The 19,838-nt window shown below is 75.6% G+C and carries 20 protein-coding genes; 13 read left to right on the forward strand and 7 right to left on the reverse strand.

The genetic code is table 11. The features are described 5' to 3' along the window. The first annotated feature begins 137 nt into the window (after window positions 1–137). From D0Z06_RS17640 to D0Z06_RS17665, 6 genes are all read left to right on the forward strand, one after another. Complete coding sequence (locus tag D0Z06_RS17640; protein ID WP_233517775.1) at window positions 138–1,568, forward strand: bifunctional 3-(3-hydroxy-phenyl)propionate/3-hydroxycinnamic acid hydroxylase; 1,431 nt, start codon at window positions 138–140, stop codon at window positions 1,566–1,568. A gap of 26 nt (window positions 1,569–1,594) precedes the next feature. Then, window positions 1,595–1,825, forward strand: coding sequence for a hypothetical protein (locus D0Z06_RS17645; RefSeq protein ID WP_117378863.1), 231 nt, complete (start codon window positions 1,595–1,597; stop codon window positions 1,823–1,825). Window positions 1,826–2,064: 239 nt separating this feature from the next. Beyond that, window positions 2,065–3,267 (forward strand): cysteine desulfurase-like protein, encoded by a 1,203-nt coding sequence (locus tag D0Z06_RS17650; RefSeq protein WP_117378864.1) that lies wholly within the window; start codon window positions 2,065–2,067, stop codon window positions 3,265–3,267. A 143-nt stretch (window positions 3,268–3,410) separates the two neighbouring features. Then, entirely contained in the window at window positions 3,411–4,637 is a 1,227-nt protein-coding gene (locus D0Z06_RS17655) for an iron-containing alcohol dehydrogenase (RefSeq protein WP_233517776.1), read from the forward strand. Between the two features lie 6 nt (window positions 4,638–4,643). After that, window positions 4,644–5,981: a GAF domain-containing sensor histidine kinase gene (locus D0Z06_RS17660; protein WP_117378865.1), complete on the forward strand. Its 1,338-nt coding sequence runs from the start codon at window positions 4,644–4,646 to the stop codon at window positions 5,979–5,981. Beyond that, window positions 5,974–6,621 carry a MadR family response regulator transcription factor gene (locus D0Z06_RS17665; protein ID WP_117378866.1) on the forward strand — a complete coding sequence of 216 codons (648 nt, stop codon included), beginning with the start codon at window positions 5,974–5,976 and terminating at the stop codon, window positions 6,619–6,621. The genes D0Z06_RS17660 and D0Z06_RS17665 overlap by 8 nt, the downstream gene beginning before the upstream one ends. On the opposite strand, the gene D0Z06_RS17670 is transcribed toward D0Z06_RS17665, so the two are convergent. The 5 genes from D0Z06_RS17670 to mftR form a co-directional block, all read right to left on the reverse strand. Further along, window positions 6,618–7,130 carry an SRPBCC family protein gene (locus D0Z06_RS17670; RefSeq protein ID WP_117378867.1) on the reverse strand — a complete coding sequence of 171 codons (513 nt, stop codon included), beginning with the start codon at window positions 7,128–7,130 and terminating at the stop codon, window positions 6,618–6,620. The genes D0Z06_RS17665 and D0Z06_RS17670 overlap by 4 nt on opposite strands. A 25-nt stretch (window positions 7,131–7,155) precedes the next feature. Then, complete coding sequence (locus D0Z06_RS17675; RefSeq protein ID WP_117378868.1) at window positions 7,156–8,667, reverse strand: VWA domain-containing protein; 1,512 nt, start codon at window positions 8,665–8,667, stop codon at window positions 7,156–7,158. A 13-nt stretch (window positions 8,668–8,680) separates the two neighbouring features. Then, complete coding sequence (locus D0Z06_RS17680; protein WP_233517777.1) at window positions 8,681–9,979, reverse strand: AAA family ATPase; 1,299 nt, start codon at window positions 9,977–9,979, stop codon at window positions 8,681–8,683. 76 nt (window positions 9,980–10,055) lie between these two features. After that, complete coding sequence (mdo, locus tag D0Z06_RS17685; protein WP_117378869.1) at window positions 10,056–11,348, reverse strand: NDMA-dependent methanol dehydrogenase; 1,293 nt, start codon at window positions 11,346–11,348, stop codon at window positions 10,056–10,058. A gap of 277 nt (window positions 11,349–11,625) precedes the next feature. Continuing rightward, the gene (mftR, locus tag D0Z06_RS17690) at window positions 11,626–12,219 is read right to left on the reverse strand and encodes a mycofactocin system transcriptional regulator (protein WP_233517778.1); all 594 of its coding nucleotides are present in this window, start codon (window positions 12,217–12,219) and stop codon (window positions 11,626–11,628) included. A 155-nt stretch (window positions 12,220–12,374) separates the two neighbouring features. On the opposite strand from mftR, the gene mftA reads away from it, so the two are divergent. The 7 genes from mftA to D0Z06_RS17725 all read left to right on the forward strand — a co-directional run bounded on the left by mftA (window position 12,375) and on the right by D0Z06_RS17725 (window position 18,779). Further along, window positions 12,375–12,488 carry a mycofactocin precursor MftA gene (mftA, locus tag D0Z06_RS17695; protein WP_117378871.1) on the forward strand — a complete coding sequence of 38 codons (114 nt, stop codon included), beginning with the start codon at window positions 12,375–12,377 and terminating at the stop codon, window positions 12,486–12,488. A 35-nt stretch (window positions 12,489–12,523) separates the two neighbouring features. Next, complete coding sequence (gene mftB, locus D0Z06_RS17700; RefSeq protein WP_117378925.1) at window positions 12,524–12,907, forward strand: mycofactocin biosynthesis chaperone MftB; 384 nt, start codon at window positions 12,524–12,526, stop codon at window positions 12,905–12,907. Beyond that, window positions 12,904–14,172, forward strand: a complete 1,269-nt coding sequence (gene mftC, locus D0Z06_RS17705) for a mycofactocin radical SAM maturase (protein WP_117378872.1) — start codon at window positions 12,904–12,906, stop codon at window positions 14,170–14,172. The genes mftB and mftC overlap by 4 nt, the downstream gene beginning before the upstream one ends. A gap of 17 nt (window positions 14,173–14,189) precedes the next feature. Beyond that, window positions 14,190–16,079, forward strand: a complete 1,890-nt coding sequence (locus D0Z06_RS17710; protein ID WP_304999763.1) for a mycofactocin system FadH/OYE family oxidoreductase 1 — start codon at window positions 14,190–14,192, stop codon at window positions 16,077–16,079. Window positions 16,080–16,249: 170 nt separating this feature from the next. Beyond that, window positions 16,250–17,086 carry a mycofactocin-coupled SDR family oxidoreductase gene (locus D0Z06_RS17715; protein WP_117378873.1) on the forward strand — a complete coding sequence of 279 codons (837 nt, stop codon included), beginning with the start codon at window positions 16,250–16,252 and terminating at the stop codon, window positions 17,084–17,086. 11 nt (window positions 17,087–17,097) lie between these two features. Then, window positions 17,098–17,925: a mycofactocin-coupled SDR family oxidoreductase gene (locus D0Z06_RS17720; protein ID WP_147332079.1), complete on the forward strand. Its 828-nt coding sequence runs from the start codon at window positions 17,098–17,100 to the stop codon at window positions 17,923–17,925. 20 nt (window positions 17,926–17,945) lie between these two features. Further along, entirely contained in the window at window positions 17,946–18,779 is an 834-nt protein-coding gene (locus D0Z06_RS17725) for a mycofactocin-coupled SDR family oxidoreductase (RefSeq protein ID WP_117378875.1), read from the forward strand. Window positions 18,780–18,898: 119 nt separating this feature from the next. Here the strand turns inward: D0Z06_RS17725 and D0Z06_RS17730 are convergent, their stop codons facing one another. Then, window positions 18,899–19,375 (reverse strand): pyridoxamine 5'-phosphate oxidase family protein, encoded by a 477-nt coding sequence (locus D0Z06_RS17730; RefSeq protein ID WP_117378876.1) that lies wholly within the window; start codon window positions 19,373–19,375, stop codon window positions 18,899–18,901. Beyond that, a complete protein-coding gene (locus tag D0Z06_RS17735; protein WP_158580023.1) occupies window positions 19,372–19,821 on the reverse strand; it encodes a YchJ family protein in 450 nt (149 codons plus the stop codon). The genes D0Z06_RS17730 and D0Z06_RS17735 overlap by 4 nt, the downstream gene beginning before the upstream one ends. Between the last annotated feature and the right edge of the window lie 17 nt (window positions 19,822–19,838).

A 19,838-nucleotide genomic window follows, 5' to 3' on the forward strand; every position in this document is an offset into this window, starting at 1 on the left:
CCCTCACCGCTGAGGGCCGTCCTGGCATGCGCCGTGCATGACCGTGCCGACACCGTATGGCGACGATCACACCTCGCGGAAGACCGGTGCAACGTCCCCGCTTCGTCCCCGACCCGTCCACCGGGAGGATGGCGCCCGTGCCCGGACCCGTGGTCGTCGTCGGTGCCGGCCCGGTGGGGCTCACCGCGGCGCTGCTGCTGGCCCGCCGCGGCCTGCCGGTGGTCGTGCTCGAGCGCCGGCCGGCGCCCTACGGGCGGCCGCGGGCGGTGCACCTCGACGACGAGGCGCTGCGGGCGCTGGCCGACGCGGGGGTGGCCGACGCGTTCCTGGGGGTCAGCCGGCCGATGCCCGGCCTGCGGCTGGTGGACGGCGACCGCCGCGTGCTCGCCGTCTTCGGCCGCGGCCGGGGACCGCACGGGTGGCCGCAGGGCTCGATGTTCCACCAGCCGGACCTGGAGGGGCTGCTGCTGGCCGCCGTCCGGTCGGCCCCGGGGGTGGAGCTGCGCACCGGCACCGAGGTGGTGGGCCTGCCGGCGCCCGGGGTGGTCGCCGTGCGCGACCGCGGGTCCGGCCGGGTCTCCACGGTCGCCGCGGCGGCGGTCGTCGGTTGCGACGGGGCCAACAGCACGGTGCGGCGGCTGGTCGGGGCCCGGCTGCGGGAGCTCGGGCCGGCCGACCGCTGGCTGGTCGCCGACCTGCGCGCCCCCCGCGGGCTGCCGGTGTGGCCCGGGACCACCCAGGTGTGCGACCGGCGCCGGCCGGCCACCGCGATGCCGGTCACCGGGGACCGCTACCGGTGGGAGTTCCGGCTGGCGCCCGGCGAGGCGGCCGGGGGCCTGGACCTGCCCGCGCTGCTGTCGGCCGACGGCGCGGGCGGCGCCGCGGTGGAGCGGGTGGCGGAGTACACCTACCGGGCCGCCGTCGTCGACCGGTGGCGCGCCGGCCGGGTGCTGCTGGCCGGGGACGCCGCGCACCTGAGCCCCCCGTTCGTCGGCCAGGGGCTCGGGCTGGGGCTGCGCGACGTCCACCAACTGGCGTGGAAGCTGGCCGCGGTGCTGGACGGGTCGGCGCCGGAGCGGCTGCTCGACACCCACGGCGCCGAGCGCGGCCCGCACGCCCGCGCCCTGGTGCGGCTGGCGGTGCTGGTCGGCCGCCTGATGACCGGGGGCGGGGCGGGCGGGGCCGTCCTCCGCCGCGGGGTGCTGGCCGGGGTCGGGCGGGTGCCCGCGCTGGCCGCCTACGCCGGGGAGAGCCGCACCCCGGCGCTGCGCCCCGGCCCGCTGGTGCGGCGCTCCGGGCGGGCCGGGCGCCGGCTGGCCGGGACGCTGCTGCCGCGGGCCACCGTGCTCACCGGCGGGGGGAGCCACCCGGTGGACGACGTCCTCGGCCCCGGCTGGGCGCGGCTGCGGCTGCTCGGGGCCGGCCGGCTGGCGGTGCACCCCGCCGGCGGCCACGAGCGGGTCGTCGCCGACCCGGCCGGCGTGCTCACCGGCCGGCTCCGGTCGGCCGGTGCGGCGGAGGTCGTCGTCCGGCCCGACCGGATCGTGGCCGCGGCGCACGGGTCGTGACCTCCCCGGCGGGGTAGGGGCGGCTCATGCAGATCGACAAGGCGCAGATCCTCGACCTCCTCCGCTCCCAGGGCGACCAGGGCAAGGCCGACCAGGCCGACCAGCAGCTACCCGGCACCGTCGACACCGAGCAGCACGCCGGGCTGCTCCAGCAGCTCGGCATCGACCCCGTGGAGCTGGTGAAGATGCTCACCGGGGGCAGCGGCCAGGGCGGTGGCGGGATCGCCGGGAAGCTGGGCGGCATCCTCGGGCGCTGACCGGCGCGGGCACGGTCCACCGAGCCGGTCACCCGGGGCGGACGCGGGTGGCCGGCCGCCGCACCTCGCTGGCAGGCGTCTACGCCTGTGAGCGCCTACGTCTGCGAGTGCACCTGCACTCACAGACGTAGGCGTGCCCGGGGAAACCTGCGGCTCCTCCCGGCGGACCTTGCGGGACGGCACCCGGAGGGCGCCCCGGCGGGGAGCGCGGTGGACACGGGGTGCATGCTCGGCGGGCCATGAGCTACGACGTCGCCGCCGTCCGGTCCGCCTTCCCCGCGCTGCGCGCCGGGGCCGCCCACTTCGACGGGCCCGGGGGCTCGCAGGTGCCCGAGCCGGTGGCCGCCGCCGTCGCGGCCACCCTCACCGCGCCGATCGCCAACCGGGGCCGCACGACCGCGGCCGAGCGCACGGCCGACGACGTCGTGCTCGCCGCCCGCCGCGCGGTCGCCGACCTGGTCGCCGGCGACCCCGGCGGCGTCGTGTTCGGCCGGAGCATGACCCAGCTGACCTACGACCTCTCGCGGGTGCTGTCGGCCTCGTGGGGTCCGGGCGACGAGGTGGTGGTGACCCGGCTGGACCACGACGCGAACATCCGCCCGTGGGTGCAGGCCGCCGCCGCGCGGGGCGCCACCGTCCGCTGGGCCGGCTTCGACCCGGCGACCGGCGAGCTGGCCCCGCGGGAGGTCGGGCGGCTGCTGACCGGGCGCACCCGGCTGGTCGCCGTCACCGGCGCCTCCAACCTGATCGGCACCCGGCCCGACGTCGCCGCGATCACCGCCCTGGCGCACGAGGCGGGCGCGCTGACCTACGTCGACGGCGTCCACCTGACCGCGCACGCGACCGTGGACGTCGCCGCGCTGGGGGCCGACCTCTACGCCTGCTCGCCGTACAAGTTCCTCGGCCCGCACTGCGGCTGCGTGGTGGTCGCACCGGCGCTCCTGGAGACGCTGCACCCCGACAAGCTGCTGCCCTCCACCGACGCCGTCCCCGAGCGCTTCGAGCTGGGCACCCTGCCCTACGAGCTGCTCGCCGGTACGACCGCGGCGGTCGACTTCCTCGCCGGGCTGGGCGGCCCCGAGGGCGACCGGCGGGCCCGGCTCGAGGCCGGGATGGCCGCAGTGGAGGCGCACGAGGACCGGCTGCGGGTGCGGATCGAGGAGGAACTGACCGGCCTCCCGGGGGTCGCGGTGCGGTCCCGGGCCCGGCACCGCACGCCCACCCTGCTGCTCACCTTCGACGGGCGGGACGCCGCGGACGGCTACCGCTTCCTCGCCGGGCGGGGGGTCAACGCGCCGGCCGGCTCCTTCTACGCGGTCGAGGCCAGCCGGCACCTGGGCCTGGGGGACACCGGCGGCCTGCGGATCGGGCTGGCGCCCTACAGCGACGACGAGGACGTCGACCGCCTGCTGGCCGGCCTGCGGGAGTGGCTCGCCACCTGACCCGTGCGGAGTGCGCCGTGCGAGGAGATCTCGCACCGGGCACTCCGCCCGCCGGTTCGGTGGCGCGCGACCGAGGCGTGTGACGCCGCTCACCGGGCGGGCTACCCTCGGGGCCGCCGACCGTGCGCCCCGGGAGGTCGCCCGTGCCCACCGCCCCACCCGTCGCCGACACCGCTCCCCGCGCCGGGCCGCGGCCGGGGCACGGCGTCCCCCCGCGCGGGGCCGGCTTCACCAAGTACCTGGTGCCCGAGGTGGTCTTCGGCTGGGGGGCGCTGTCCGAGGCCGGCTGGGCCGCGCGCCGGCTCGGCGCCCAGCGCCCGTTCGTCGTCACCGACGCCGGCCTGGCCGAGGCCGGCTGGGAGGCCGAGCTGGCCGGGCACCTGGCGGAGGCGGGTCTGCGGGCCACCGTCTGGCGGGGCCTGACCCCCAACCCCAAGGACCACGAGGTCGCCGCGGGCACCGAGGCCTACCTCGCCAGCGGCTGCGACGTCATCGTGGGGCTCGGCGGGGGCTCGGTCATCGACGCGGCCAAGGCGATCGCGGTCGTGGCCAGCAACGGCGGCCGGATCCTCGACTACGAGGGCGTGGACAAGGTCACCGCGGCCATCCCGCCCACCCTCATGTGCCCCAGCACCGCGGGCACCGGGGCCGACGTCTCCCAGTTCGCGGTCATCACCGACACCACCCGCCGGCTCAAGGCCACGCTCATCGGCCGGGCCCTGGTGCCCGACATCTCGATCACCGACCCGCGGCTGCTGGGCACCATGCCCGACGACCTCGCCGCCGCCACCGGTCTCGACGCGCTCACCCACGGCATCGAGGCCTTCGTGTCCAGGGCCTCCGGGCCGCTGACCGACGTGCACGCCCTGCACGCCGTCGAGCTGATCAGCGGCTCCCTGCAGCGCACCCTCCGGGACCGGGACGACGACGCCGCCCGCACCGGGATGGCGCAGGCCAGCCTGGAGGCCGGGCTGGCCTTCACCAACGCGATCCTCGGGGCCACGCACGCGATGAGCCACCAGGTCGGCGGCCTGCTGGACCTCCCGCACGGCGTCGTCAACGGCGTGCTGCTGCCGCACGTCATCCGGTTCAACGCCCGCAGCGCGCCGGACCGGTTCGTCCCGGTCGCCCGGGCCATGGGCATCGACGTCACCGGGGTGCCCGGCGACGTGGCGGCCGAGCTGGCGGCCGAGGCGGTGGCCCGGCTGGCCGCCGACCTCGGCGTCCCCCGGGGGCTCGCCCAGCTCGGGGTCCGCGAGTCCGACATCGACACGCTGGCCACCACGACGCTCGGCGACGCCTGCCTGTCGACCAACCCGCGGGACGCCGACCGCGCCGACGTCGCCGCGCTGTTCCGCGCCGCGCTCTGAGGCCCGGTGCACCCCGGGACCGGGCGCCCCCCGGACATCACCGCGCTCACCGGGCTGCGCTCCTCGAAGCCCAGCTGGTACGCCGAGTACCGGCAGACCGCCGGGGACCTGCACCGCGCGCTGGACTCCCTGGAGCACGTCGCCGGGGTGCTGTCGGCGACCGGGCAGGGTGCCGGGGCGCTGTGCCGGGCGGTCGTCGACGCGACCGCCGAGCAGCTCGGCGAGCCGTGGGTCGTGCTCGCGCTCGCGCCGGCCGCGCTCCCGCTGGCCCGCCCGCGGCTGCTCGGTCGCGGCCCCGCCGGTGCACCGGTCGGGGAGGTGGCGCTGCTGCCCGAGGTGGTCCGCCGGCCGGTCCAGGCCGCCCTGGCCGCGGACGCCGTCGAGCCCTGGCAGGACGCCGACGGCGCGGTCGTCGTCCCCCTCGTCGTCGACGGCGAGCCGGTCGGTGCGCTGGTCGCCTGCGGTGGCCCGCGCCGGACGGTCGGGCCGGCCGACCTGTCCATCCTGCGCATCGTGGCCAACCAGTCCGCGGTGGCGCTGCTCAGCGACCACCTGCTGGCCCGGTCGGAGTCGCTGCGCCGGCAGACCGAGCGGCTCTACGCCCAGGCCGAGGAGCGCGCCCGCGCGCTGGCCGAGCAGCACCGGCAGCTGGCCGAGGCCCAGCGCCGGCTGGACGTCGCCGCCCAGCGCGAGGCGGTGGACGCCGAGCGGCACCGCATCGCCCGCGAGCTGCACGACAGCGTCGCCCAGCACGTCCTGTCGGCCGGCATGACCATCGAGTGGTGCCGGCCGGAGGTGGCCCACCACGCCGAGGTGCACGAGCGGCTCGGGCACGCCAAGGCGCTGACCCGGGAGGCGGTCGAGCGGCTGCGCGGCGCCATCCACGCGCTCTCCTCCGACGGGCACGGCGAGGACGGGGAGGGCCTGCCCGCCCTCGTCGGCCGGCTGCCGGTGCTCGTGCCCGCGCCCGGGCCGGCGCTGGCGGTCCGGGTGGAGGGCGTGCCGCGCGAGCTGCCGGGAACCGTGGAGCGCGCGCTGTTCCGGATCGCCTCGGAGTGCCTGTTCAACACCGTGCGGCACGCCGGCGCCAGCCGCTGCACGGTGCGGCTGGCCTACCGCGCCACCGAGGTGCGGCTGTCGGTGGCCGACGACGGCGGCGGCGACCCCGAGCTGCTGCGGCGGGCGCTGCGCGCCTCGGGCCGGCGGGCGGACGGGTACCACCGCGGGCTGGGCAACATGGCCTCCCGGTGCCGCGAGATCGGGGCGACGCTGCGGTTCACCCGGGCCAGGATGGGCGGCGTGCGGGTGGAGGTCCGGCTGCCGCTGGGGGACGACGATGGCTGAGGTCATCCGGCTGGTGATCGTCGACGACCACGCGATCGTCCGGCAGGGGCTGCGCTCGATCCTGGAGCGCGAGCCCGACATCGACGTCGTCGGGGAGGCATCGTCCGCCCCGGAGGCCCTCGACCTGGTCGCGGCCACCCGGCCGCACATCGTCCTGCTCGACCTCAAGCTCTCGGCCGGCTCGGACGTCGCCGGCCTGGCCCTGTGCGGCCGGCTGACCCAGGCCACCCCCGCGCCCGGGGTGCTGGTGGTGACCACCTTCCTCGACCAGCGGCTGGTCCTCGAGGCGATCCAGCGCGGCGCCCGGGGGTACGTCCTCAAGGACGTCGACGCCGTGGCGCTGGTCGGCGCGATCCGGGCGGTGCACCGCGGGGAGAGCGCGTTCGACAGCCACAGCGCCTCGATGGTGGTCAAGTCGCTCTCCGGCCCGGCGCCCGGCCCGGCCGGCCCGGACCTCACCGCCCGCGAGCGCGAGGTGCTCACCCTGCTCGCGCGGGGGCTGTCGAACGAGGCGATCGGGCGGGAGCTCTACATCTCGGCGACCACGGCGAAGTTCCACGTGGGCAACGTGATGCGCAAGCTCTCGGTCTCCCGCCGCGCCGAGGCCGTCTACGCGGGCAGCAAGCTCGGCCTCATCTAGCGGAGTGGATCTGTCGGCGTGACGCCGACAGATCCACTCCGCTCCACGGCGGCTTCCGCGATGCGTTTGATGGCGGCCAGGGTGGCGGGGATGCCCTCGTGCGCCGCGGTGGTGCGCTGGTCGATCTGCCGCTGCGCGTCGTCCCCGTACTTCTCGGCGAACATCGCCAGCCCGGCGGGCAGGAACGCCCACGACTCGGTCAGCCGCGTGCCGCCGTCCTCCGGTTCGAGCGTGAAGCCCCACCGGACGAACCCGTCGCCGACCACCCAGGCGAACTCGCGGCCGCGGTCGGCCGCGACCACCCGGCTGCGGGTCTCCCAGGTCCGCTCGGGGGTCTCGTTGCGGCCGGTGAAGCGCGCGCCGACCTCGGCGCGCGCGCCCTCGTCCCACCAGCAGGCCCGGCAGACCGGGCTCCACTCCCCGGTGCGGGTCACGTCGGAGACCAGGTCGTAGAGGGTCCCGGGGTCGACGGCGACGACGATCGAGCCGGAGTACGTCAGGTCGCTCACGGGGGGAGTGTCGCAGCCGCCTCCCTCAGCGGGCGGCGGCGCGGGTGATGACGTCGGTGGCCCAGGTCTCCAGCCCCGACTGGTCCCGGATCACCTCGACCCGGTCGCAGTGCTCGGCGTACGCGGGCAGGTCGCAGCCGCCCAGCGCCCACGAGTAGCGCGGCTCCGGGGTGAGCCAGATGGTCTCGCGGACCCGCCGGGTGAGGTCAGCGAACACGTCCAGCCGCGGGGCGTTGCCGTTGCCGCGGCCGTCGCCCAGCACGAGCAGCGTCGAGCGGCGGGTGAAGGCGCCGGAGTGGTCGGCGGCCAGCCTCGCGAACACCGTGCCGTAGTCGCTGGCGGCGTCGACGTCGATCACATCACCGCCGAACACCAGGCCCAGCGCGGTCTCCAGCGGGTGCTCGTCGAACAGGTCGGTGATCTCGACGACGTCGTCGACGAAGGCGAAGGTCCGCACCTGGGCGAACAGGTCCTGCAGCGCGTGGACGACGTGCAGCGTGAACCGGGCCGTCGTCCGCACCGACAGGCTCACGTCGGCCACCACGACCAGCCGCGGCTTGTCCTCGGCCAGCCGGGTGGTGACCGGCCGGAACGGGACGCCGTCGTAGCGCAGGTTCCGGCGCATGGTGCGGGCCACGTCCACCCGTCCGCGCGGGGACTGCCGCTTCTTGTGGGTCAGCCCGCCGTGCAGCGAGGTGGCCAGCCGGCGCAGCGACTCCTCGATCCGCGCCCGCTCGCTCTCGGTGACCTTCTCCACGGGCGCCCGGGCCATCTCCCGCTCCTCGACGGCCAGCTCGGTCATCTCGGCGAGCTTCTGCAGGTGCGCGGCCAGGAGCTCCGGGAGGTCCTCGATCACCCCGGCCAGCCGGCGGCGCAGCGCCTCGGCCACCGCCGGGTCGAGGTCGCCCACCGGGTCGGCCAGCCAGTCGCGCAGCGCCTGCTGCTGGGCGACGGTCAGCTCGACGTCCAGCGGGGTGCCGCCGCCGCGGACCAGGTCGCCGGGCAGCCCCGGGTCGTGCAGCCGGTCCACCTCCAGCTGCACCTGCTGGGCGTCGTCGGCCGGCGCCCCGCTGCTCTCCGAGGACAGCACGATCTGCTGGGTCAGCGAGGCCAGGTCGACCTTGTTCGCCTCCTGGTGCAGGTTGTACTGCGCGGCGAGGTCCTCGGGGCGGAAGAACTCCTTGATGTCGACCGGCCGGCCGTGGCTGTGCCCCTCCTGCACCTCGGCGTCCGGGTCCGGCGACCAGGTCATCCGGGTCAGCTCGCCGGTGTCGGCCAGGTCGTCGTGGGCGTGCCCGTGCTCGTCGGGGGCCTCGACCACCGGGCGCAGCGAGAAGAACCGGTCGAAGGTGTCGGCGAAGACCTCGGCGTCCCGGCGGTCCTTGAGCAGGGCCGCGCCGAGCGCCGCCTCCAGGGCCGTCCGGTCGCCGACCCCGACCGCGGCCGCCGCGGCGAACGCGTCGACGGCCTCCGCGGTCGACACCCGCATGCCGCGCAGCCGGAGCAGGCGGACGAACCGGTGCAGCGCCGCTTCCACGGGCCCGCCCCCGTCAGACCGGCCGGCGCCGCGCGCTGCCGCCGCGGTTGGCCGCGAACGACCGCTGGCCCTGCCCGGCCCGCACCTGGCGCTGCGCGGCGGGGGCGGCCGGACCGGGCTCCTGGTCGGGCGCCTGCTGGCCGTAGTAGTTGCGGTCGTGCCGGCCGGGGCGGTCCTTGCCGGCCCGCACCGCCCGGCCGGGGGCGGCGTCGTCGTCGGCGTGCGCGTGGCCGGGGTGCGCGTGGTCGTGGTCGTGGGTGTGCCCGCCGTGGGTGTGCGCGCCGTGCGAGTGGGTGTGCCCGTGCTCGTGCGGCAGCGCGGCCGGGACCGCGGCGTTCGGGTCGACCAGCCGCGGCAGCGCCTCGCGCGAGCGCTGCACGTCGCGCTCGTACTTGGCCACCACCGAGACGGTGTCGGCGAGCACCTCGGCATCGAGCTCGCTGACGCCGAGGACGGCGAGGGTGCGCGCCCAGTCGATGGTCTCCGAGATGCTCGGCGCCTTGCGCAGGTCCAGGCCGCGCAGGCCGCGGACGATGTCGACCAGCCGTCTCGCCGCCGCGTCGGCCAGACCGGTGCGCTTGGAGCGGAGGATCTCCAGCTCGCGGTCGGCGTCGGGGTACTCGAGGAACAGGTGCAGGCAGCGCCGCTTCAGCGCCGCGGAGAGGTCGCGGGTGTTGTTCGACGTCAGGACGACGTACGGCGCCCGGGTCGCCCGGAACGTGCCGATCTCGGGCACCGACACCTGGTACTCGGCCAGCATCTCCAGCAGCACCGCCTCCAGGGCCTCGTCGGCGCGGTCCACCTCGTCGACCAGCAGCACGACCGGATCGGCGGAGCGCACCGCCTCCAGCAGCGGCCGCGGGGCGAGGAAGCGTTCGTTGAAGAAGGCGCTGTCGGCGTCGGCGACCCGGGCGACCGCCTCCTCCAGGGTGCCCGAGTCGGCCAGCAGCTGGGCGGTCTTCTCCCGCAGGATCTGGGTGTAGAGCAGCTGCTTGCCGTAGTCCCACTCGTAGAGGGCCTTGGTCTCGTCCTGCCCCTCGTAGCACTGCAGGCGCAGCAGCCGGCGCCCGGTGGCCGCGGCCAGCGTCTTGGCCAGCTCGGTCTTGCCGACCCCGGCCGGGCCCTCCAGCAGCAGCGGCTTGGCCAGCCGGGACATCACGAAGGTCGTCGTCGCCAGCCGGCGGTCGGTGATGTAGCCCTGCTCGGCGAAGGCGCGGGCGACGTCGTCCGGACCGGCGAAGTCGTCGGGGGCGACGTCGTCGGGGGCGGCGTCGTCGGGGGCGGCGTCGTCGGGGACGGGGTGGACGGTCACGGGGTGCCTCTCCGGGGGATGGGGAGGGCGGGGTGGCCGCTCGGCCACCCCGCCCCGGGACTCGACTGACTGCCCCTCAGCCGAGCAGGTCGTCCAGGTCCCCGGTCATGCAGTGCTCGACCACCGGGCGGACGGTCTCGAAGGTGCACTCCTTGGCGTTGCCCGGGGTGCAGGCGTCGCCGAGCACGTGGTGGGTGATGCGGTCGACGTCCTTGTCGTCGCCGGTGATCACGCCCGCGTTCTCGTAGAACGTCGTCGGGCCCTGGCCGAGCCGGTTCTTCGAGTAGGTGTCCTGCTTGACGTCGACGAACCGCTCCGGGATGCCCACGTCGCGCAGCAGCCGGATCGCCGCGGCCAGCGCCGCGTCGGCGGCCTGGACGTCGGTCATGCCGTGGGTGTCCACGCCCATGGCCCGGGCGAGGTCGGCGAAGCGGTGGTACTGCGTCGGCATGTTGAACGCCCACACGCGGGGCAGCGCGATGGCGTTGTTCAGCCCGTGGTGGGTGTCGTAGAAGGCGCTCACCGCGTGGCTGATCGAGTGGATGATGCCCAGGCCGCCGGAGTTGAAGGCCTGCGCGGCGATGTACTGGGCGTACATCATGCCCTCGCGGCCGGCGAGGTCCTGGCCGTTCCAGACCGCCTGGCGCAGGTGGTCGTTGGTCATCTTCACGGCGTAGAGGGCGTTGCCCAGCGACGGCGGGAAGTCCAGCCGGGAGACGTAGGGCTCGCTGGCGTGCGCCAGGACGTCGAACCCGCACTGGGCCGTGTAGTCGACCGGGCAGTCGAAGTAGAGCACCGGGTCGTCGATGGCGAGCGTGGCCAGGCAGTTGTCGTCGAACGCCACGTACTTGTGCGGGTTGCCCGGGTCGGTGGTGGTGTCGGTGATGACGTAGGCCCAGGAGGTCTCCGACCCGGTGCCGGCCGTGGTCGAGACGGCGATGTGCGGCGGGTTCTTCGGGTTCTCCGACTGGTTGAAGCCCTCGAACTCGTTGACGCTCCGGCCGTCGTGGGCGACCGAGATGCGGGCGCCCTTGCACGCGTCGTGGCTGGACCCGCCGCCGATGGAGACGAAGCTGTCGCAGGCGTTCTCCTGGTACATCGCCACGGCGTCCATGACGTTGTAGTCCTTGGGGTTGGACTCCACCTTGTCGTAGACCACGACCTCCAGGCCGTGGTACCGCATCGACCCGGCGATCTTGTCCACGATGTCGGTGCCGCGCAGGCCCGAGGTCATGACCAGCGTCTTCGTGAACCCCAGCTTGAGCGCCTCGGGGCCGATGAGCTCGTGCGCCCCGGGGCCCATCATCGCCCGCGGGAACGGGTGGAACTCCTTGATCGGGAAGGGCTTGAGGAGTTCTTCGACCTTCATGGGGGTCCTCCCTGCTGAGGTGTGCCGTGCCGTGCCGTCCGGTGCCGTGGCCGCGGACGCTAGGGCCGCCCACGCGGCCCGGGCAGGGGTACGGGTGGGGAACCGGCCGTCCGGAGGAGCAGGTCCGCCCGGCCGGTCAGGTGCACCTGCCCGACCGGGCAGGACCGTGCGCCGGGGCGCCCTCCTGGCTCACCGTTGCCGGTCCTGGCTCACCACTGATCGTGAGCCAGGACCGGCGACGACCAGGTCAGCTGATCACCGAGGAGGCGGCGCCGGGTCAGTGCGCGCGCAGGGTGGGGAAGCCGGCCGCCAGCTGGGCGAAGGCGGCGTGCAGGTCGTCGGCCAGGGACGTCGTCCCGTCGGCCAGCCACACCTCGAACGCGGTCGTGGCCGCGGCGCGGCTGCTCGTCGCCACCAGCCGGGGCAGCAGCGCGTCGGGGCGCTCGCCGGTGCGGTCGGCGACGTGGCGGGCCACCACCCGGTCGACGTCGGCGTAGCGCACCTGCGAGTGCGCCTGCAGCGCGGGCTCCCGGAGGATCATCGTCATCCGCTGGCGCAGCACCGGGAGGTCCTCGGCCGCGTAGTCGTTGACCTGCACGTAGGCCGCGCAGATCGACGCGAGCACCGGCTGGCCGTCGTCCGCCGCGCCCAGCAGCCGGTCCAGCCGCGCCACGTGCGAGGCGAAGTCGCCCCAGACCGCGTCGGCCTTGGTGGCGAAGTGCCGGAAGAAGGTGCGCCGGCTGATGCCCGCGGCCTCGGCGATCTCGTCCGCGGTGACCTGCTCGAAGCCGCGCCGGGTGAACAGGTCGAGGGCCACCTGCTCCACGCGCGCCCGGGTGTCGGCGCGCGCGTCGGGCAGCAGGTCGGTCACGGGTCCCATCTTGCGCCACCCGGCAGCCGCCGAGGCGGGACGACGCGACCGGTCGCCCGGCCGGGTGGCCGCGGCGCGCCGTGACCGCTGTTGCCCGTGGCACTGGGTGTCACTAACGTGCGCTCCACCCGTAACGCCGATCACAGGGAGGCCCCGTGCCCGAGACCACCGAGACGCAGACCACCGAGGCCCCGGCCGCCGAGGAGACCCTGGTCGAGGAGTCCCTCGTCGAGGAGGTCTCCATCGACGGCATGTGCGGGGTGTACTGATCGACGCCCCCGCGGCGGCGCCGGCGAGCACCGCGATGAGCGACGCCGGCGCCGCTCCCCCGCCGGGCGGCGGCGCCGCCCCGGACTTCGACCCGGCCCTGCCCTGGCGGCGGGCCCGTTCGGTGGCGCTGCGCCCCGAGCCGTTCGGCGCGCTGGTCTACCACTTCGGCAACCGGAAGCTGTCCTTCCTCAAGTCGAAGACCCTGGTCGCCGTCGTGGAGGCGCTGGCCGAGCACCCCAGCGCCGCGGCCGCCCTCGTCGCGTGCGGGGTCCCCGCGGCCTCGCGGCCCGCCTACGTCAAGGCGCTCGCCGACCTCGCGCGTTCGCAGATGATCGAGGTAAGGACCTCCCTGCCCCCCACCTCTCGCACGCTCGAGGCGGGTCCCTGCAGGCAGGCCGATCAACCGGAGGAACCGTGACCGCCGTCCTGCCGTCCCGCCCCGCCGCCCCACCGCGCCCGGAGGGCGGGCGGCTGATCGACCAGTTCGAGTACGGGCTCGACGCGCCGATCTGCCTGACCTGGGAGCTCACCTACGCCTGCAACCTCGCCTGCGCGCACTGCCTGTCCTCCTCCGGGCGGCGCGACCCCCGCGAGCTCACCACCGCCGAGGCGGAGGGGGTCATCGACGAGCTGCAGCGGATGCAGGTCTTCTACGTCAACGTCGGCGGCGGCGAGCCGACCGTCCGGCCGGACTTCTGGCACCTGCTCGACTACGCCATCGGCCACGACGTCGGGGTCAAGTTCTCCACCAACGGCGTGAAGCTGAACCGGGACCGCGCCGCGCAGCTGGCCCGCACCGACTACGTCGACGTGCAGATCTCCCTGGACGGCGCCACGGCCGAGGTCAACGACCGGGTCCGCGGCACCGGCTCCTACGCCACCGCGATCCGGGCCCTGGAGAACCTGGCCGAGGCCGGGATGAAGGACTTCAAGGTCTCCGTCGTCGTCACCCGGGAGAACGTCGCCCAGCTCGACGCGTTCAAGGCGCTCACCGACCGCTACGGCGCCCAGCTCCGGATCACCCGGCTGCGCCCGTCCGGCCGCGGCGCCGACGTCTGGGACCAGCTGCACCCGACCCAGGAGCAGCAGCGCGAGCTCTACTCCTGGCTGCTGGCCAACGGCGAGAAGGTGCTCACCGGCGACTCGTTCTTCCACCTGTCGGCCTACGGCGAGGCCCTCCCGGGCCTGAACCTGTGCGGCGCCGGCCGGGTGGTGTGCCTGATCGACCCCGTGGGCGACGTCTACGCCTGCCCGTTCGCCATCCACGAGGACTTCCTCGCCGGCAACGTGCGCGACGAGGGCGGCTTCCAGCGGGTGTGGCGGTCCTCGGAGCTGTTCGCCGACCTGCGCAGCCCGCAGACCGGCGGCGCCTGCACGAAGTGCGCCCACTTCGACGCCTGCCGCGGCGGGTGCATGGCGGCCAAGTTCTTCACCGGCCTGCCGCTGGACGGCCCCGACCCCGAGTGCGTGCAGGGGTACGGCGAGAGCGCGCTGGCCGCCCGCGACGCCTCGACGGCCATGCCGAGGAGCTCCGTCGACCACTCGCACACCGGCCCGGTGCGCGGGCAGCCCACGCTGCTCGGCATGCCGTCGATCCCGACGGCCGCCCCGGCTCCGCCCACACCCGCGCCCCCCGCCCGGATCTGCGACGAGTCCCCGCTCGCGGGCCTCGACCTGCGCTGACCGACCTCACCGACCCGCTGGTCCTCGCGGGCCGGACGGCGCCCTCCCGGGTGTTGTTCGGCCCGCACGAGACCAACCTCGGCCGCGGCCGGGCGTTGTCGGCGCGGCACACCGCCTACTACGCCCGCCGCGCCGCCGGCGGCTGCGGGGTCGTGGTCACCGAGACCGCCTCGGTGCACGACTCCGACCACCCGTACGAGCTCGCCCCCCTGGCCGCCGCGTGCGGCCCCGGCTGGGCCGAGGTGGTCGCCGCCTGCCGGCCGCACGGCGCGCTGGTCCTCGCCGGGCTCGGGCACACCGGCGCGCAGGGCTCCCCGGCCTGGACCGGGGCCGCGCTGTGGGGCGCCTCGGCGGTGCCCGACGTCGTCACCGGCGAGGTCCCGGCGGTCATGGGCCGGCCGGAGCTCGAGGCGCTGGTGGCCGGCTTCGCCGCGGCCGCGCGGACCGCCGTCGCCGCGGACGCCGACGGGGTGGAGGTGGACGCCGGCCCGCGGTCGCTGCTGCGCCAGTTCGCCTCCGGGCTGACCAACACCCGCACCGACGCCCACGGCACCGACCGGCTGCGGCTGCCGGCGGAGGTGCTGGCCGCCGTCCGGGCCGAGCTCGGCACCGGCCGGGTGCTGTCGCTGCGGCTCTCGTGCGACGAGGAGGCGCCCTGGGCCGGGATCACCCCGTCGTCCGCCGTCGCGGCGGTGGCCCGGCTGGCGCCGCTGCTCGACCTGCTCGTCGTGGTCCGGGGCAGCGGGCTGGCGCCGTCGGCGTACCGGCCCGACGGGCACGTGCCGCAGGCCTTCAACCGCGGGCTCACCCGCGCGGTGCGCGCCGCGGCCGGGGGCGTGCCGGTGGTGCTGCAGGGCTCGGTGGTCGACCCGGCCGCGGCCCAGGCCGCCCTGGACGACGGGACCGCCGACGCGGTCGAGATGACCCGCGCCCAGATCGCCGACGCGGCGCTCGTCGCCCGGGTCCGCAGCGGGACCGCCCCGCGGCCGTGCACGCTGTGCAACCAGGCCTGCCAGGTCCGCGACGTCCGCAACCCGGCGGTGGGCTGCACCGTCGACCCGGCCAGCGGCCGCGAGACCGGGCCGCCCCGGAGCGGCGGGCGCGGCCGTCCCCGCCGCTCCGGAGCGGTCGTGCAGGTGGTCGGCGGCGGGCCGGCCGGGCTGGAGGCCGCCCGGGTCCTCGCCGGGGCCGGGGCGCGGGTCGAGCTGGTCGAGCGCGCCGACCGGCTCGGCGGCCGGCTGGCCACGGTCGCCGCACTCCCCGGCCGGGCGCGGTTCGCCGACCTGGCCGGGTGGCTCGTGGCCGAGTGCGAGCGGCTCGGCGTCCGGGTCCGGCTCGGCGTCGCGGGCCCGGTCCGGCCGGACGGACCGGTCCTGCTCGCCACCGGCGCCCGCCCGCGGCCGGCCGGCGTCCCCGTCGGGCCCGGCGTGCAGGTCCTGACCGCCGCCGCGGTGCTCGACGGGACCGTGCCGGCCCCCGGCCCGGTGGTGGTGCACGACCCGGTCGGCGGGCCGGTCGGGGTCGGGGTGGCCGAGCTGCTCGCCGCGGCCGGCCGCGAGGTCGCCCTGGTGGCACCGCACGAGGTGGCCGGCGCCCGGCTCGGCGGCGACCTCGCTCCGGCCAACGCCCGGCTGGCCCGTGCGGGGGTCCGGCGCGAGACCGCCGCGGTGCTCCGCTCGGCCGGCGGTGGCCGGGCGCGGGTCGCCGACCGCTGGTCCGGGGCCGAGCGCGCGCTGCCGTGCGCCGTGCTCGTCGACGCCGGGCCGCCGCTGCCGGGCGCCGTGCCCCCCGGCGCGCCCCCGGGGCTCCGGGCGGCCGGGGACGTCGTCACCCCGCGCACCGTGCGCGAGGCGGTCGAGGAGGGGCGGCGGGCGGCGGGAGAGCTGCTCGGCTGGCCGCGCCGGTGATCATGGGCGTGTCGCAGGTTGCGGCGGCGTGTCGTCCGTGTCGTCCGTCAACAACCCCATGATCACGACCGGAGCATCCCGGCGGCGTCCGCCCTGCTCAGGGTTGCTCGGCCACATAACCTCCGCATAGTTTGTGTGCGTCACCTCACACCCGACCGCGGAGGATCCCCATGGGCAAGCTCGAGGGCAAGGTCGCCCTGGTCACCGGAGCCGCGCGCGGGCAGGGCCGCAGCCACGCGGTCCGCCTCGCGCAGGAGGGTGCCGACGTCATCGCCGTGGACCGGTGCGCAGACGTCCCCACCGTCGGCTACCCGATGGCCACCCCCGAGGACCTCGCCGAGACCGTGCGCCAGGTCGAGGCCCTCGACCGGCGCATCGTCGCCGCGCAGGCCGACGTCCGCGACAGCGCCGCGCTGAAGGCGGCCGTGGACGACGGCGTCGCGCAGCTGGGCCGGCTGGACATCGTGCTGGCCAACGCCGGGATCGCCAGCTTCGCGCCGGTCGAGGAGCTGACCGACGAGATGTGGGACGACATGATCGGCATCAACCTCACCGGCGTGTTCCGGACCGTCCGGGCCGCCGTCCCGCACCTGCGCGCGCACGGTGAGGGCGGGGCGATCGTGCTCACCAGCTCCACGGCCGGCATCAAGGGCCTGGCCAACCTCGCGCACTACGTCGCCGCCAAGCACGGCGTCGTCGGGCTGGTGAAGACGCTGGCCAACGAGCTGGCGCCGGACATGATCCGGGTCAACTCGGTGCACCCGACGGCGGTCAGCACCGACATGATCCACAACCGCAAGACCTACGGGAACTTCGTGCCCGACAAGCCCGAGAACCAGGTCACCCGCGACGACGTCGAGCCGCTGTTCGCCGGCCTCAACGCGATGCCGGTGCCGTGGGTGGAGTCCGCCGACATCAGCAACGCGATCCTCTGGCTGGTCAGCGACGACGCCCGGTACGTGACCGGCGTGCAGCTGCCGATCGACGCGGGCTCGGTGATCAAGTAGTGCCCGGCCGGATGCAGGGCAAGGTCGTCTTCATCACCGGCGCGGGGCGGGGGATGGGCCGCAGCCACGCCGTCCGCCTGGCTCGCGAGGGCGCCGACGTCATCGGGATGGACGTCTGCGGGCCGATCCCGAGCGCGACCGCCCCGGTGACCACACCCGAGGAGCTCGCCGAGACGGTGCGGCAGGTGGAGGCCCTCGACCGGCGGATGGTCACCTTCCAGGCCGACGTCACCGACGAGGAGGCGCTGACCGCCGGGCTGGCCGACGGGGTCGCCCAGCTCGGCCGGCTGGACTGCGCCGTCGCCAACGCCGGCATCGGCGTCCCCCCGCACGAGGTCGCCGACACCCCCGCCCAGGAGTGGCGGGACATGCTCGAGACCAACCTGACCGGGGTCTTCCTCACCGCCAAGGCGGCGATCCCGCACCTCCGCGCGACCGGCGAGGGCGGGTCGCTGATCCTGGTCAGCTCGGCGCTGGGCCTGCGCGGCATGGCGAACGTGGCCTCCTACGTGGCGGCCAAGCACGGGGTCGTCGGCCTGATGCGCAGCCTCGCGCTGGAGCTCGCGCCCGAGCGGATCCGGGTCAACTCGATCCACCCGACCAACGTCGACACCCCGCTCATCCAGAACGAGAACGTCTACCGGCTCTTCCGGCCCGACCTGGAGCACCCCACCCGCGAGGACGTCAGCGGCGTGTTCCAGGAGCTCAACCTGCTGGCGACCCCCTGGGTGCAGCCCGAGGACGTCAGCGAGGCGGTGCTCTACCTGGCCGCCGACGACTCCGGCCGGTTCGTCACCGGCACCACCCACCGGGTCGACGCCGGCTGGATCACCAAGTGACCGCATCGAGAGGGGATGTCATGGCAGGACGGGTGCAGGGCAAGGTCGCCTTCATCACCGGCGCGGCGCGCAGCCAGGGCCGCAGCCACGCTGTGCGGCTGGCCCAGGAGGGTGCCGACATCATCGCCGTCGACATCGCCGGGCCGGTCGAGTCGATCCGGATGTACCCGCCGGCCACCGAGGAGGACCTCGCCGAGACCGTCCGCCAGGTCGAGGCCCTCGACCGGCGCATCATCGCGACGAAGGCCGACGTCCGGGACAGCGGCGCGCTGAAGGCCGCGGTGGACGAGGGGGTGGCCCAGCTCGGCCGGCTGGACATCGTGCTGGCCAACGCCGGGGTCTTCGAGCTGGAGCCGTCGCTGGAGCTCACCGACAGGGCCTGGCAGGAGATGATCGACATCAACCTGACCGGCGTGTGGAACACCTGCAAGGTGGCGCTGCCGCACCTGATCGAGGGCGGCGGCGGGTCGATCGTCATCACCAGCTCGACCGCCGGGCTCAAGGGGACGCCGAACACCATCCACTACACGACCGCCAAGCACGGCGTCATCGGCATCATGCGGACGCTGGCCAACGAGTTCGGCAAGCAGGCGATCCGGGTGAACACCGTGCACCCGACCGGCGTGGACACGGTGATGATCCAGAACCCCAAGACGTGGGGGCTGTTCACCCCGGACGACCCCGAGCCGACGAAGGAGAAGTTCACCGAGCTGTTCGAGACGCTGCACCCGCTGCCGGTGGCCTACGTCGACCCGGTGGACATCTCCAACGCGGTGCTGTTCCTCGTCTCGGACGAGGCCCGCTACATCACCGGGGTGACCCTGCCGGTGGACGCCGGCTACACGATCCGCTGAGGCCGGGGCCCGCTGCGGCCGCCCGGGTCGAGGGAGAGGAAGCTACGCCCGCGTCGGGGCGCCCCTGACACGGGCAGAGCTTCCTCTCCCTCGACCGTTCCGGGCCTCGCCCCCGGCGGTCAGAGGTCGACGACCGCGTTGTCCGAGGAGATCCGCTGCCCGGTCGCCTTGGCCTTGACGAAGCTGAACGCCGTCGCCAGCCGCCCACCGGGGGAGTCCCAGTACTCGGCGGTGTCGGCCTCCACGCGCACCAGCACGACCGACGGGTCCTCCGGGCCCTGCGGCAGCCAGGCCGACACGCCGGAGTTCCACAGCTGCTCCTTCTTCTCGACGTCGTGCACCACCACGGCGTGCCCGGTCAGCGACACCCAGGTGCCGCCCGACCCGACGCCGACGTTCACCTGCGGCGAGGCCTGGACGTGCCCGATCCAGTCCGAGCCCTCCTCGGCGAAGAACCACAGGTCGCCGTCGAACTCGACCTCCTGCAGCGCCATCGGCCGGCTGGTGAGCTTCCCCCCGGGCGTGGTGGTGGTCAGGAAGCCGATCTTCTGGCCCTTGATCAGCTCGGCGACCTTGCGGGTGTCCTCGGCGCTCATGCGCGTCGTCCTCTCGTGCGGGATCGGATGTCGCCCGACCGGTGCCCAGCCGGGCCGCCCGCGAACCCCGGCGGCAGCGCGTCCAGGTAGCGCCAGGCACCGCCGTCCCGCACGAACCGGCTCACCTCGTGCTGCGCGCCCGGTTCCCGGTCGACGACCCACGACGCCCGGAACTCGACCGTGCCCTCCCCGGCCAGCAGCCCGCCGCCGGTGGTGGCCAGCACCTCCAGGCCGGTCCAGCGCACGGCCGGGTCCGGGTCGAGGGTGCGCGGGCGGGTGGACGGGTGCCAGGTGGCCAGCAGGTAGCCGGTGTCGCCCACGACGAAGGCGCTGTACCGCGACCGCACGAGCTGCTCGGCCGTGGCGGCGGGCGCGCCGGCGTGCAGCGGGCCGCAGCACTCGTCGTAGGGCGAGCCGGTGCCGCACGGGCAGCGTCGGGGCGTCATGCTGCCCCAGTCTGGAC

Origin of the sequence: Geodermatophilus marinus, from assembly GCF_003428645.1 — a bacterium.
GTDB lineage: Bacteria > Actinomycetota > Actinomycetes > Mycobacteriales > Geodermatophilaceae > Geodermatophilus.

Excerpts from the sequence above, each read along its gene's own strand:
- D0Z06_RS17645 (WP_117378863.1), top strand. The coding sequence starts at position 1,595 with ATGCAGATCGACAAGGCGCAGATCCTCGACCTCCTCCGCTCCCAGGGC.
- D0Z06_RS17650 (WP_117378864.1), top strand. The coding sequence starts at position 2,065 with ATGAGCTACGACGTCGCCGCCGTCCGGTCCGCCTTCCCCGCGCTGCGC.
- D0Z06_RS17665 (WP_117378866.1), top strand. The coding sequence starts at position 5,974 with ATGGCTGAGGTCATCCGGCTGGTGATCGTCGACGACCACGCGATCGTC.
- mdo (WP_117378869.1), bottom strand. The coding sequence starts at position 11,348 with ATGAAGGTCGAAGAACTCCTCAAGCCCTTCCCGATCAAGGAGTTCCAC.
- mftB (WP_117378925.1), top strand. The coding sequence starts at position 12,524 with ATGAGCGACGCCGGCGCCGCTCCCCCGCCGGGCGGCGGCGCCGCCCCG.
- D0Z06_RS17715 (WP_117378873.1), top strand. The coding sequence starts at position 16,250 with ATGGGCAAGCTCGAGGGCAAGGTCGCCCTGGTCACCGGAGCCGCGCGC.
- D0Z06_RS17720 (WP_147332079.1), top strand. The coding sequence starts at position 17,098 with ATGCAGGGCAAGGTCGTCTTCATCACCGGCGCGGGGCGGGGGATGGGC.
- D0Z06_RS17725 (WP_117378875.1), top strand. The coding sequence starts at position 17,946 with ATGGCAGGACGGGTGCAGGGCAAGGTCGCCTTCATCACCGGCGCGGCG.
- D0Z06_RS17730 (WP_117378876.1), bottom strand. The coding sequence starts at position 19,375 with ATGAGCGCCGAGGACACCCGCAAGGTCGCCGAGCTGATCAAGGGCCAG.
- D0Z06_RS17735 (WP_158580023.1), bottom strand. The coding sequence starts at position 19,821 with ATGACGCCCCGACGCTGCCCGTGCGGCACCGGCTCGCCCTACGACGAG.